Below are 14,600 nucleotides of genomic sequence, written 5' to 3'. Positions count from 1 at the left end.
CGATAATTAAAGATATATTAAAGTGTTGAAGAGCTAAATAAGATTTTGTAATCTTATAAAAAATATCCTTCACTCACTTAAACTTTCAGTCGTGAAAAATCTCCTACTTCCGCTTTTTATCATTTGCGTTTCTATAGCTTCCGCTCAAGAGAATTCATTAGAATTACTAGATCTACAACTCAACAATTATGAATATCCTTATAAGACTGAAACCATAAACATCTCCGCTCAAAATCAAGAGTTAGAAATGGCTTTTATGGATATTAAACCAAAGAATTATATCGGCAAAAATATAATGCTACTTCACGGTAAAAACTTTAATGGTGCCTATTGGAAAACCACGATTGAAGCGCTGACTGCCGAGGGATATCGGGTTATAGTTCCTGATCAGATAGGATTTGGTAAATCATCTAAGCCAGAAACTTTTCATTATACATTTCAGCAACTTGCATTAAACACAAAAGCTGTTTTAGATAGTATAGGAGTTTCTAAAACCGCAGTTTTAGGTCATTCTATGGGTGGTATGCTGGCAACCCGATTTGCCTTAATGTACCCTGAAGTAACAGAGAAATTAATTCTTGAAAACCCTATAGGTCTCGAAGATTGGAAATTAAATGTGCCTTACAAACCGGTAGAATGGTGGTATGAGAACGAACTTAAAAAAGACTATGCTTCAATAAAAAAATATCAACTGGAAAATTACTATGATGGCAAATGGGATCCTGCTTATGATGAGTGGGTTAATTTACTGGCAGGATGGACGCTCAATTCGCAGTATGAGACAATCGCCTGGAATGCTGCACTTACGTATGATATGATATTTACGCAGCCGGTAGTCTATGAATTCCCTGAAATACAATTACCTACCCTACTTATTATAGGAACCCGAGATCGTACAGCTTTAGGTAAGCCTCTTGTCTCAAAAGAAGTAGCAAGTACAATGGGACTCTATGATAAACTAGGTAAAACCACCCAACAGAAAATCCCTAATAGCCGCTTAGTTGAGATAGAAAACACTGGCCACCTTCCGCATATAGAGCGTTTTGAGAAATTCATTGTTCCACTTAAAAATTTTTTAAGAGAGTAAGTCCAAGTATTTGATAGAAGTCAATAACTTCAACATCTTAAAAATTAAGAGTAAGAGAATATGGCATTGGTTAATAAGCCTAAAACAGGTATGCACAAATACACAGATAAAGAACTGGTAAAAATTGTTACTGTTGAAGTGCATAAATTTGAACCAGAACAAGTAAAAGCAGCAGAACGCGAACTAGCAAAACGAAAAATAAGTAAACTTAAAATGGCTGAACTGGTAAAGGCAGCTACTTTAGACAATAGTGCTGCACTTAATATACAAAGTTATGTAACCACAACAGGTATACGTTTTGTAAACTTCATAATAGACTTTTTTGCGTTTGTCATACTGGCTATCTTAGGAAGTTTACTTTTAGATTCGATCTTTTCTACAAGCGATACGCAGCTGCTTTTGACCACTGGCTATGGTTTAATATTTGTGATTTTTATGCTCTACTATGGTGTTTCGGAGTTTGTATTTCAGAAAACACTTGGGAAGTATTTCACTAAAACTAAAGTAGTAACTAATGAAGGTGAAAAGCCAGGTATAATAACAATTCTCATACGTACCCTGTGCAGACTTATCCCTTTTGATCGCTTATCATTTTTGATTTTCAAAAAAGGCTTTCACGATAAATTATCTGAAACGCAGGTGATTAAAGATGCCTAAATTTTTATTCTTAAATTAAAATAAACAACGATGTAGGTGATTTGTTTTAGCTTAATTTCGCCGCCTCTAATCAAAAACTGGCAATGTTAAAAAAAGAACTTATTCAAGAGCTTCGTGAAAAATTAAACAAGCGTCTTGAACAATTGCGGGAAACCAAAGCAGGTCTTATAGAATCTCGTGAAAGCGATGGCAAAAGCAGTGCAGGCGATAAATATGAAACTGGTGTTGAGATGATTCAACAAGAGATGGAGCGCACTCAAGGTCAAATTGATCAAGCTGAAAAACAAAAAGAAATTTTAAACCGTATAAGTTTAACTCCTAATGCGGTTATAGGTGAGGGAAGTCTTGTAATTACTGATAAAGCATCTTACTTTATAGGAATTCCTTTTGGAGAATTAAAACTAGCTACCGGTAATATATATTGCATATCTAGCGCATCACCTATGGGTGAAGTTTTGAATGGAAGCCAAACGAATGACAAAGTAAAATTTAGAGAAGATTATATTACTATAAAAGAGATTCTTTAAGACTTACTAAATTTACAATCTCTAAGAAAAATTAAATAAAAAAACCGATGCTGCTGGCATCGGTTTTTTTATTTAATAGATAACTGATTAATGTTTAAATAATGGTCTGTGACCCATCATTTCATTCACCTCATCAGCAATAGATTCTAGTTTATCGTCATTGTCAAAATTAATAAGAGCAGCATCAATAAGATCTACAACTTTTTTCATATCAGATTCAACAAGACCTCGTGTAGTTACTGCTGCAACACCTATACGCATTCCCGATGTTACAAAAGGAGAACGGGTATCAAAAGGCACCATATTTTTGTTTACTGTAATATCTGCTTTACCTAAAGCTTCTTCTGCATCTTTACCGGAAATATCCTTATTTCTAAGATCAATTAACATCATATGATTGTCTGTTCCGCCAGAAATGATATCATATCCTTTCTCAACAAAAGCAGCAGCCATAACCGCAGCATTTTTCTTAACCTGAACCATATAATGTAAGAAATCATCTGTAAGTGCTTCTCCAAAAGCAATTGCTTTAGCAGCAATAATATGCTCTAGAGGTCCACCTTGATTTCCTGGGAAAATACCACTGTCTAATAAAGAAGACATCATACGCAGATTTCCATTCTTTAACGTAATACCAAATGGATTTTCAAAATCTTTACCCATTACAATTAAGCCACCACGAGGACCACGTAATGTTTTATGAGTAGTCGTTGTACAAATATGACAATGAGGTACAGGATCACCTATAATACCTTTTGCAATTAAACCGGCAGGGTGCGCCATATCACACATTAAGATTGCACCTACTTTATCTGCAATCTCTCTAAAACGCTTATAATCTATTTCACGGCTATATGCAGATGCTCCTGCGATAATCATTTTTGGCTTTTCTTTTACAGCAAGCTCTTCAATCTTATCATAATTAAGCAATCCCGTTTCTTTATCTACTCCGTAAAATACCGGATTGTACAAACGACCTGAAAAATTTACTGGAGAACCGTGTGTTAAGTGACCACCGTGTGATAAGTCAAAACCTAAAAAAGTTTCTCCCGGCTTCATTACTGCATGAAAAACAGCTGTATTTGCCTGAGATCCAGAATGCGGTTGAACATTTGCATATTCCGCATTAAAAAGCTCTTTAGCGCGCTCAATGGCGATCGTCTCTACCTCATCTACCACTTCGCAACCACCATAATAGCGCTTGCCAGGGTAACCCTCTGCATATTTATTTGTTAATACAGATCCTGCAGCTTCCATAACTTGCTCGCTGACGAAGTTTTCTGAAGCAATCAACTCTAAACCATTAAGTTGGCGTTGTTTTTCTTCTTGAATTAGATCAAAGATTTCGGTATCCCGTTGCATGCGCTATAAAGTTTGTTAAATTAGGTTCAAAAGTAGTGAATACATGCCTTTGGTACTATTTTAATTCTATATTTGAAATGAGCATTTACTAACATTTTATCAAAAATCTATGCCCTCAAAGACTAACGATCCAAAACGTAAAACCTGGTTAGAAACATCTGCAGATACAGATTTCCCTATTCAAAACATACCATTTGGTGTATTTTTAACCAGAGATGACATTATCACTATAGGTACGCGTATAGGTGATTTTGCTATAGATCTGGGAGCTTTACATCAGTTAGGGTACTTTAGTGAAATCCCTCTTACAGACGATATTTTTTTACAAGATAGTTTAAATGATTTTATCGCAGATGGTCGTAAAACATGGCGGGCGGTACGCAATCGTATATCGGTAATATTTGAAGCAAATAATGCTGAGTTACGTGATAGAATTGAACATCGGGAGCGCGTAATATTTGCGATGGATGAGGTAGAAATGCAACTGCCTGTACAAATAGGCGATTACACAGATTTTTATAGTAGTAAAGAGCATGCTATTAATGTAGGATCGCTATACCGTGATCCTCAAAATGCGCTTTTACCTAACTGGATGCATTTACCTGTTGCCTACCATGGTCGTAGCAGCTCAATTATACCTTCGGGTATTTCGGTGCATAGACCACAAGGTCAAAAATTACCTAACGGTGCTACAGAACCTATATTTGGACCCTCACGCCAACTCGATTTTGAGTTAGAAATGGCTTTTATAACTACAGATGCTAATGAACTGGGGCAACCTATTCCAGTAGATCAAGCCGAAGAATATATTTTTGGATTGGTATTATTTAATGATTGGAGCGCTCGCGATATACAACGTTGGGAATACGCACCTTTAGGTCCGTTTTTAGGAAAGAATTTCGCTTCTTCTGTGTCGTGCTGGATCGTAACTCTAGATGCTCTGGAGCCTTTCCGTACTGCAAGCCCCAAGCCTGAAAAAGAGCTATTACCCTATTTACAGTATAGTGGTAAGAAAACTTTTGACATTAACTTAGAAGTAAGTATAAAACCTGAAGGTAAAGAAGAGACAGTTGTTACAAACTCAAATTTTAAACACTTATACTGGAATATGAGTCAGCAACTCGCACATCACACCGTAAACGGATGTCCTGTAAATAGTGGAGATATGATGGGAAGCGGCACAATTTCTGGTTCTGCTCCTAAATCATATGGTTCTATGCTTGAGTTAAGTTGGAAGGGTTCTAAACCGGTTAAGCTTAACGACGGTGGAGACCGAAAATTTATTGAAGATAAAGACACGGTAATTATGCGCGGTTATTGTGAGAAAGAAGGATCTGTGCGTATAGGTTTTGGCGAGGTAAAGACAAAAATTCTTCCTGTGTTTAAACCAAAGAAAAAATAATAAACAACCTATAAATAAAAAAAAGAGCAACTTCGTTGCTCTTTTTTTTTACACTAACTTTTATTCAGCTTTTAGTTCTGAATAACTACCAGTTACCATTTTATAATCGCACTTGCCCAGGTAAAACCGCTTCCAAAAGCAGCCAAAACAACTGTATCTCCATCTTTTATTTTTCCGTTTTCCCAAGCTTCAGTCAAAGCAATAGGAATTGAAGCTGCTGTGGTATTACCGTATTTCTGAATATTATTATATACCTGATCATCGTTTAAACCAAACTGTTTTTGAACAAACTGAGAGATTCTCAAATTGGCCTGATGCGGTATAAGCATATCGATATCTTCAGGCTTAAGCTTATTTTTCTCAAGACCTTCAATAATAACTTCTGAAAAACGAACAACAGCATTTTTAAATACAAATTGGCCGTTCATATACGGATAGTACGGAATATCTTCTTGTGGATTTTTTTCTATTAGCTCCGGAACCCATTCCATAGTACTAGGTCCTTTTAAAGCAAGCTCTAGGGCGTGCTTACCCTCACTATGTAAATGTGTAGATAAAATACCTTTAGCATTATCTTCTTCACGTGTAAGTACTGCAGCTCCCGCCCCATCACCAAATATAACTGACACATTACGACCCCGAGTAGTCATATCGAGCCCACCACTGTGATTTTCTGATCCTATAACCAGCACATTTTTATACATACCTGTTTTAATAAACTGGTCTGCAGTAGAAAGTGCATAAATAAAACCACTACACTGGTTACGTACGTCTAACGCAGGAACTGTACGCATATCAAGCATCTCCTGAACTTGTACACCACAACCCGGGAAATAAAAATCTGGACTCAATGTAGCAAATACAATCATATCTATATCTTGAGCCGTCATATTTGCACGCTCAAGTGCAATTTTTGCCGCTTTTACACCCATTATAGCGGTACTGTTTCCATCGCCTTCTTTAATATGACGACGTTCTTCTATACCGGTACGCTCTTGTATCCAAGCATCATTTGTATCCATTATTTTTGACAAATCATCGTTTGTCACAATATTTTCAGGTACATAAGCACCCATTCCTGCAATTCGAGAATTATACATAGAGTAGTTAATATGAGATATAATTAATAGTACCAGAATTTCTGGTGTCATAAACCGTGGAAAGATACAGATTCTGCAATTTTAAATGCATCTTTGGGTTTGCCTTTAGCTATGCGCGCATAGTATTTAGAATTAATTATTTTTCATAAATTGGTTCAAAATCCATCTCATGAAAAAAATATCCTATTTTGCTTTAATGCTATTTCTCACAACCCCCCTATTTTCGCAAGAAAACCTCGATTATCAAAAACCTCCTAAAGAAATTCTAGATCTTGTAGATGTGCCCAGAGCACCTGCTGTTGTTATGAATTCTGAAGGTGATACGATGCTATTACTTTACCGTGATAGTTATAAAACCATTGCCGAACTTTCTGAAGAAGAACTACGCTTAGGTGGTTTACGTATCAATCCTAAAACCAATATAGGAAGTAGAACTATTTTCTATAATGATGTAAAAATTAAAGGAATTGAAGAAACCGAAGCGCGATCTATATCGGGTCTGCCTCAAAATCCGTTGCTAAGTAATTTTACGTGGTCTCCAGATGAAACCAAAATGGCACTTACAAATACCACAGACAGTGGCGTTGAAGTATGGATTCTTGATCTTCAAACCGCAGCTGTTTCAAAACTTACCGATGCTACTCTCAATGCAAACATGGGTAATCCTATTGGCTGGTTTAAAGATGGTAAAAGTTTATTACTTAATATGCTTCCTAAGGAACGTAAGCAATTAATTAATACTGCAGAAGCTGTTCCTACAGGGCCTACAATATCTACAAGTGATGGTTCAAAAGCTCAGAACCGCACATATCAAGATTTACTTCAAAATCCTAATGATATTTTCAACTTTGAACAATTAGCTACTTCTACTCTTGTAAAACAAGAATTAAGTGGTGCATCAAAGCAATGGGCTTCAGCAGATATGTATACTAACGTATCATTTTCTCCAGATGGAAAATATATAATGACTACTACTATTCATAAACCCTTTTCATATATCGTTCCTTACAATCGCTTTCCTGAAACTGTAAGCATATACAAAGAAGATGGAACACTGGTGAAAGTGGTTAATGAAGTTCCGCTAATTGAAGAGCTTCCTCAAGGATTTATGGCTACTCAAACCGGAAAACGTAATCTATCGTGGAGAGCAGATGAGCCGGCAACTCTTTACTGGGCTGAAGCACTTGACAAAGGAGATCCAGAAGTAGATGTACCTTTTAGAGATCAAGTTTATATGCAAAAGGCGCCATTTACTGAAGCTCCAAAAAAACTCGTAAAGACAATCAACCGTTTTAGAGGTATTAGCTGGGGTGATGATAAAACTGCAATTGCGTACGATTACTGGTGGAACACACGTAATACCAAAACCTACGTATTTGATCCATCAGGCAAAAGCAATGAAGGAAAAGTACTAACAGACCGAAACTATCAAGACACGTATAGCGATCCAGGTAATTTTGTTACTGAAGATAACGTATATGGGAAGCCGGTGCTTACATTAGTAGATGGAAATGCATTTTTAATAGGTGATGGTTTTAGTGAAAAAGGACAGTTTCCTTTTATAGATAAGCTGAATCTTAAAACCCAAAAATCTGAACGCATCTATGAATCTGAATACACAGATAAATTAGAAAATCTTCAGGATGTTTTAGACATCAAAGAAGGAAAGGTATTAGTGCGTATTGAGGCGCCTACCGAATATCCTAATTATTATATAAGAGATCTGGATGACAACAGTCTTACTCAGATTACACAGTTTGAAAATCCGTTTAAAAGTATTCAAGATGTTCATAAAGAGGTTATAAAATACAAACGTGAAGATGGTTTAGAGTTGTCGGGTACGTTATACCTACCTGTAGGCTATGATATGGATAAAAAAGAGAAGAAACCAATGCTTCTCTGGGCATATCCTACCGAGTTTAAAGATAAGAACAGTGCAGGACAGACTACATCAAATCCCAATGAGTTCACCTATCCTTACTATGGCTCCATGGTGTACTGGGTTACTCGTGGTTATGTAGTTCTGGACGACGCTTCATTTCCGATTGTAGGTGAAGGTGAAACAGAACCTAATGATTCATTTAGAGAACAATTAGTAGCAAATGGAAAAGCTGCAATTGATGCCGTTGATGCTTTGGGTTACATCGACCGAAATAAAGTAGCGGTAGGTGGTCATTCTTATGGAGCATTTATGACTGCAAACTTATTGTCGCATTCAGATTTGTTTGCTGCGGGTATTGCTAGAAGTGGTGCATACAACCGTACCCTTACCCCTTTTGGTTTTCAATCTGAAGAACGTAATTATTGGGAAGCTCCAGAAGTGTATAATACAATGAGCCCTTTTATGCACGCAGATAAAATGAAAACACCTTTACTCCTTATTCACGGAGTGGCAGATAACAACAGCGGAACTTACCCTTTACAAAGTGAACGCTACTTTAATGCACTAAAAGGATTAGGTGCTACTGCCAGATTGGTAATGCTTCCTAAAGAGAGTCACGGCTATGCTGCAAAAGAATCAATTTTACATATGCTTTGGGAACAAGACCAATGGCTTGAAAAGTATGTTAAGAATCGAGAGTTTAATGAAATTAAACAGAAAGAGGAAATAAAAAAATAACCGATTTCAAACTGCTGCTGGTAACCATTTAAATGATTACCAGCAGTTTTTTTTATACTTAAAACTATTTAGATAAATTATTCGTATCTTATAGTAAAGAAGTAGAAGTTTTTAGCTCTGTAAATTGCTATGCGCGCATAATAAGAATTGATGTAAAATAGTTCCTAAACCGTCTAAAACTGCTACATTTACTAAAATTTTTCCTAGAAAATGAAATTATCTAATATACGTCTCGAAGTGATGCAAACCATAGGTAAATCTATGGATGAACTTATAGGGACCTACCTCAAATCAATTGATGAAAACTGGCAGCCTACAGATATGCTTCCAGATGCTGCGAATCCCGAATTTATTGATGAAGTCAAAGAAATTCAGGAGTTATGCCGCGAGATGGATTATGATTTATTTACGGTACTTGTAGGTGATACGATTACTGAAGAGGCCTTGCCTACTTATGAATCCTGGTTAATGGGAGTACAAGGTGTAGATCAAGTAAATGGTAACGGATGGTCTAAATGGGTACGCTCCTGGACTGCTGAAGAAAATCGTCACGGAGATCTGCTTAATAAATACTTATACCTATCTGGTCGCGTAAATATGCGTGAGATGGAAGTGAGTACGCAATATCTAATTAGCGATGGTTTTGATATAGGTACCGGTATGGATCCTTATAAAAACTTTGTATATACCAGTTTTCAAGAACTTGCTACAAATGTATCACACAGACGTGTAGCTTCGTTCTCTAGAAAATCTGGTAATAAGCAACTAGCAAAAATATGTAATATGATTGCTAAAGATGAGGCACGTCACGCTTCTGCTTATATGGAATTTGTACGCCGTATTTTTGATCTTGATCCTAGTGAAATGATGATCGCTTTTGAAGCGATGATGCGTAATAAAATCGTTATGCCAGCTATGTTTTTAAGAGAATCTGGTCAGCAAATTGGTCAGTTATGGGAACATTTTTCTGATGCTGCACAACGCTCGATGGTTTACACCACACAGGATTATATTACGATTTTAAAATCACTGGTTGCAGATTGGAAAATTGAAGATATTAAAGGTCTAAATGATAAAGGTGAGCGCGCACGTGATTACTTATTAAATTTACCAGATCGTCTAGAGCGTATTTCGCAACGTATCGTGGTACCAAAACTAGATCACAAGTTTAAATGGATTGCTAGTTAATTAGTGATATCAAATTATATAATAACCCTGAGCAACAGCATGTTTCTCAGGGTTATTTTTTTGTACCTTAACCTGAACAATCTATTCAAATATCCAAGATTAATCTACGACAACAACTCTTTTTTATGAAATTATATTTCACGGTTCTACTTTCTCTATACAGTATGTTGGGCTTTTCTCAAACGCTAATTGATGATGAGGGTCTAAGAAAATCTATACTTCTTCATAAAGATCTTGTAAGTATTCCCAATCTACCTGAAGATGAAGGTCGTATGCTTCAAAATATAGACTGGATTGCTCAGAGTTATGATGCCTTAGGTTTTGAAACAACCGTATTGCCTTCAAGTACGCTCCCACTCCTATTGACTGAGAAAGTTTATGATCCTAAACTTAAAACCGTTTTGTTTTATTTTCATATAGATGGTCAGCCATTAGATAAAGCAAATTGGGATCAACCAGATCCATTTGTACCGGTTCTCAAAGCCAAAGACGCTAACGGCAAATGGAATAAGCTAGATTGGGATGCACTTAATGGTTCTATAGATGATGAATGGCGTGTTTTTGCCAGAGCCGCAGCAGATGACAAGGCTCCCATAATAATGCTACTTGCTGCTTTACAAAAAATGATAGCCGCGAAAGTGGTACCAAAATTTAATATTAAGGTCATATTTGATCCAGAGGAAGAATATTCCTCCTCGGCATTATTATCTACACTTTCAAAATACAAAGATCAGTATAAGGCAGATTACTTTATCGTGATGGACGGTCCTGCTCACGATTCTAATAAACCTACCATAACCTATGGCTGCAGAGGTATTGTTACCTGTTCTATTACTACTTACGGAGCTAAACTGCCGCAGCATAGCGGTCATTTCGGAAATTACGTTTCAAACCCAGTCTTTGCTTTGGCCGACTTGTTATCGAGTATGAAAAATAATCAGGGAGAAGTGCTGATAAAAGATTATTACAAAGGGATCACCATAACACCTGAAATTAGTGAAGTATTAAGGAGTGTGCCTTATGATTCTACAGAATTTAATAATCAACTAGGGATTTATACTTCAGAAAAAATAGGTACTAATTATCAAGAAGCGTTACAATACCCTTCCTTGAATATTCGTCAGATAGGCACTTCATGGACAGGAGAGAATTTAAAGACAGTTGTTCCGGAATTTGCAAAAGCCGATATCGATGTTCGACTTGTTCCTGAAACAGATGCGCAGGATCAATTAGAAAAAATTAAGAAACACATCAGAACCCAAGGTTTTCATGTAATTGACAGAGATCCTACAGATACTGAACGTAAAACGTATGCTAAAATCGCAAAATTTACAGGAAGCTCAGGGATAAATAGTTTTAGAACAGATCTTGATAGTGAATTCGGTAAAACTATTGCTTTGACTCTTACCAAAGCTTTTAATGAAGAGCCTATTAAAATTAGAATGATGGGAGGCACGGTTCCAATTGTTCCTTTAATAAATGAATTAAATATTCCAACTCTTATAATTCCAATGGTTAATATGGACAATAATCAGCATAGTCCTAATGAAAACATTCGTATAGGAAACTTACGTCAGGGAATTTTAATATGTGAAGCAATTTTAAATGCAAAACTTTAGAAAGCAGATATGAAAAAAGAATTTATGGTAATAGAATTTGAAAAGACAAGCTTGTTGATTTTGTATATCTAGAATCAAGAAAAATGAAGTGGTAAGTATTTCAAGTAGTCGAGAGTCTTAGAAACATATGCACTTTCTATGGTTTTATAAATTAGTTACTTAAATATATTTAGTATTTTTAGAAAGCGATGTACAAGATTTATAAAGCACCAGGTGTGTATCATGACTCAGCAGTGAATTAACTATTGCCTAGATATTAATTCGTTTGAACCTTTGAAATTCGTTAGGACATAAAAAGACGTAAGATTTATTGTATGAAAATTAAATTCAAGAAAAAAATACTTTACTCTAAATTAATTTTAGGTCTCATATCGCTGATAATAGCACCAATAACGCTATTGAAAAATGAGGACTTACACTGGGCAGATTACATATATTTTATAATAGGTCTGTTATACCTTGCGCACTATGTTTACGACGTTACTCATCACTACTTACAAATTGAAGATGGTGTAATTCAGAAAAATAGTCTGTATGGTTTTCGTAAAAAATTGAATTTAAAAGATATTGATACAATTAAAAAATTCGCCGGAGATTATACGCTTAAATCAAATGATACTGAGTTGAAAATCAAAACTTCAATTATAGAAGACCATTCGCTTACATCTCTCGTTAAAGTTTTATCAGAACTTGACCTACCGCAAGAAAAATCCCCGTTTATAAGTATTTCGTAGCAGTACTGAACTTTTATCAATCATATCTGTACGTTTCTATTTCTCATCGATTAGAACTTTCTATCTTCTTCAACCCCTTACAAACCAACGTTTTCTGTTAAAGCTGTAATAAGCATCAAGATTAAGCGTATCTTTGCTACTTATTATATTTTATGACATTTAAAGAATTAGGTCTTATAGACCCTATCCTTAAGGCATTAGCCGAAAAAGGATACACCCATCCTACCCCTATTCAACAACAAGCGATACCAGTACTTTTAAGAGGACAAGATTTATTAGGTTCTGCACAAACAGGAACTGGTAAGACCGCAGCATTTACAATACCTATATTACAACAGATATATAACAATATTGGCTCTGGAAAAGGCGGGCGTAAGCTCAAGGCACTTATAATAACGCCTACCAGAGAACTTGCAATACAAATTGATGATAATGTAACCGAGTATAGTAAATATACAGGTATAAAAAGTACAGTTATTTTTGGAGGTGTTAAGCAGGCTTCTCAAGTATCTGCAATGCGCAAAGGTGTCGATGTATTGACAGCAACTCCAGGTCGCCTTCTCGATTTAGTTAAACAAGGATTTATAAGTTTAAAAGATATTGAATATCTGGTGCTCGATGAAGCAGACCAGATGCTTGATATGGGTTTTATACATGATATTAAAAAAGTACTTAAACTAGTTCCTCACGACAGACAATCGTTATTCTTTTCGGCAACAATGCCTAAAGCAATCGTTGATCTTTCTAAGTTAATTTTAGGAGATTTTGAAAAAGTAAGTATTGCTCCAGAAAAGCCTACGGCAGAACGTGTAGATCAAGCCGTTTATTTTGTAAGTAAAAAAAGCAAGCCTAAATTATTAAAGCACCTTATTGAAACGGAAAATCCGGCTACGGTTCTTGTATTTTCTCGCACCAAACACGGCGCTAATAAAATTGTAAAAATTTTGGATAAAGCAGGTATCAATTCTGCTGCAATTCACGGAAATAAATCACAAGCAGCCCGTCAAAAAGCACTAAGTGCTTTTAAAGATGGTAAAACTCAAGTTTTAGTTGCTACAGATATCGCCGCACGTGGTATTGATGTTTCAGAATTAGAAATGGTCATTCAATATGACTTGCCTAATATTGCTGAAACTTATGTACATCGTATAGGTCGTACTGGTAGAGCAAAAGCAAGCGGAGTTGCCTTATCATTTTGTGATAAGGAGGAACGTGCTTATCTGAGAGATATTGAGAAGTTAATTAAACAAAAAATAGATGTAATTGCAGAACATCCATTTTTAATTGATGGTCCTGATGACCCTTCAGATGAACCGGCTGCAAGACCTGCACGCAATAACTCGCGTAACAATTCAAGAAAGAGTACTTCACGTAATAGCTCGGGTTCTGGACGCTCACAAAATAATGAAGACCGTTCAAAACGCCAGCCTATGACAAAAACAGCGGGTAAACCTAATAAACGTTTTGCCAGCAAACCTAAATCTAGCGGAGCATCTAATTAATTAGATCTGTTAACGTAAATTCATAAGCCCTGATATATTTATCAGGGCTTTTTTATTTTTATAAATTATGTAGTGTATTTATAATCCAGTTAAATTTTCAGTAATTGTAGAGATACAGAGGCGTTTGAATTAGATTCTTTTTTATATTTAATCTATTATTAATGACTAAAATAATTATGAGAAAATTAATGCTATTAGGCGTGTTAGCTGCTTCAACACTAATAAGTTGTGATGACACACGTAAGGTTTTACATGATCAATACTTAGAATTTGTAATGCATACAGATAGTCTGGATGTCGTGCATGATGCAATGAGTGTACGTCACGATGCGCTTAAAACAGACACCCGTACCCTATCTCAAAAGCTAAAAGATGTAGAAGAAACAGACTCTATTGCGATTGCTGATTTAGCCAAACATCAGGTTTTGCTAAAACAACAAGCAACTTCATTGAGTAAATTGAAAAAACTAATTGAGAGTCACGCAGATGTAAAAACATATTTTATGTCTGATAGTATTTCTGTTGAAGATATGGAAGCTCAGTTATTAGAGATGGAAGCTAATAATAGTGATATAGCTGCGCGTCTTACAAAAATTAAAGCAGAGTTGAAAATGATCGAAAAGGAACAAGAATCTTTGAAGAAACCTGAAACCCATTAAGAGTAAAAACAAATTTTTACTCATATAAATTTAAGAGTCCGTTGTTTCTTCAACGGACTTTTTTTTATAAGCATATTTACCTTTCAAATGAACAATTGATTATTTTAGTAGCTTCAACATTTCAGAATTTATCTGCACAGAAC

The 14,600-nt window shown here is 35.7% G+C and carries 12 protein-coding genes; 10 read left to right on the top strand and 2 right to left on the bottom strand.

The window, feature by feature from the left end:
* The first annotated feature begins 91 nt into the window (after window positions 1–91).
* The 3 genes from DSM00_RS13260 (at window position 92) to DSM00_RS13250 (ending at window position 2,271) form a co-directional block, all read left to right on the top strand.
* Window positions 92–1,087 (top strand): alpha/beta fold hydrolase, encoded by a 996-nt coding sequence (locus DSM00_RS13260; RefSeq protein ID WP_206633810.1) that lies wholly within the window; start codon window positions 92–94, stop codon window positions 1,085–1,087.
* Window positions 1,088–1,147: 60 nt separating this feature from the next.
* Window positions 1,148–1,744: an RDD family protein gene (locus DSM00_RS13255; protein ID WP_128758450.1), complete on the top strand. Its 597-nt coding sequence runs from the start codon at window positions 1,148–1,150 to the stop codon at window positions 1,742–1,744.
* Between the two features lie 83 nt (window positions 1,745–1,827).
* The gene (locus DSM00_RS13250) at window positions 1,828–2,271 is read left to right on the top strand and encodes a 3-oxoacyl-ACP synthase (RefSeq protein ID WP_128758449.1); all 444 of its coding nucleotides are present in this window, start codon (window positions 1,828–1,830) and stop codon (window positions 2,269–2,271) included.
* 87 nt (window positions 2,272–2,358) lie between these two features.
* On the opposite strand, the gene glyA is transcribed toward DSM00_RS13250, so the two are convergent.
* Window positions 2,359–3,633 carry a serine hydroxymethyltransferase gene (glyA, locus tag DSM00_RS13245; protein ID WP_128758448.1) on the bottom strand — a complete coding sequence of 425 codons (1,275 nt, stop codon included), beginning with the start codon at window positions 3,631–3,633 and terminating at the stop codon, window positions 2,359–2,361.
* A 109-nt stretch (window positions 3,634–3,742) separates the two neighbouring features.
* On the opposite strand from glyA, the gene fahA reads away from it, so the two are divergent.
* Window positions 3,743–5,035: a fumarylacetoacetase gene (fahA, locus tag DSM00_RS13240; protein ID WP_128758447.1), complete on the top strand. Its 1,293-nt coding sequence runs from the start codon at window positions 3,743–3,745 to the stop codon at window positions 5,033–5,035.
* A gap of 92 nt (window positions 5,036–5,127) precedes the next feature.
* On the opposite strand, the gene DSM00_RS13235 is transcribed toward fahA, so the two are convergent.
* Complete coding sequence (locus DSM00_RS13235) at window positions 5,128–6,135, bottom strand: 3-oxoacyl-ACP synthase III family protein (protein ID WP_128758446.1); 1,008 nt, start codon at window positions 6,133–6,135, stop codon at window positions 5,128–5,130.
* Between the two features lie 169 nt (window positions 6,136–6,304).
* On the opposite strand from DSM00_RS13235, the gene DSM00_RS13230 reads away from it, so the two are divergent.
* The 6 genes from DSM00_RS13230 to DSM00_RS13205 all read left to right on the top strand — a co-directional run bounded on the left by DSM00_RS13230 (window position 6,305) and on the right by DSM00_RS13205 (window position 14,457).
* Entirely contained in the window at window positions 6,305–8,755 is a 2,451-nt protein-coding gene (locus tag DSM00_RS13230; protein ID WP_128758445.1) for a S9 family peptidase, read from the top strand.
* A 210-nt stretch (window positions 8,756–8,965) separates the two neighbouring features.
* Window positions 8,966–9,943: an acyl-ACP desaturase gene (locus tag DSM00_RS13225; protein WP_128758444.1), complete on the top strand. Its 978-nt coding sequence runs from the start codon at window positions 8,966–8,968 to the stop codon at window positions 9,941–9,943.
* A 125-nt stretch (window positions 9,944–10,068) separates the two neighbouring features.
* On the top strand, window positions 10,069–11,562 hold the full coding sequence (locus DSM00_RS13220) for a M20/M25/M40 family metallo-hydrolase (protein ID WP_128758443.1): 1,494 nt from the start codon (window positions 10,069–10,071) through the stop codon (window positions 11,560–11,562).
* A 314-nt stretch (window positions 11,563–11,876) separates the two neighbouring features.
* Window positions 11,877–12,296 carry a hypothetical protein gene (locus DSM00_RS13215; RefSeq protein WP_128758442.1) on the top strand — a complete coding sequence of 140 codons (420 nt, stop codon included), beginning with the start codon at window positions 11,877–11,879 and terminating at the stop codon, window positions 12,294–12,296.
* 152 nt (window positions 12,297–12,448) lie between these two features.
* Entirely contained in the window at window positions 12,449–13,798 is a 1,350-nt protein-coding gene (locus DSM00_RS13210) for a DEAD/DEAH box helicase (RefSeq protein WP_128758441.1), read from the top strand.
* A 176-nt stretch (window positions 13,799–13,974) separates the two neighbouring features.
* On the top strand, window positions 13,975–14,457 hold the full coding sequence (locus DSM00_RS13205; RefSeq protein WP_164916340.1) for a hypothetical protein: 483 nt from the start codon (window positions 13,975–13,977) through the stop codon (window positions 14,455–14,457).
* Window positions 14,458–14,600: the final 143 nt, after the last annotated feature.

The organism is Leeuwenhoekiella aequorea (assembly GCF_004104375.1).
In the GTDB taxonomy this organism is placed as follows: Bacteria; Bacteroidota; Bacteroidia; order Flavobacteriales; family Flavobacteriaceae; genus Leeuwenhoekiella; species Leeuwenhoekiella aequorea.
The sequence above is the reverse complement of the archived record's forward strand: the minus strand, read 5'-3'. Positions and strand labels throughout refer to the sequence as shown.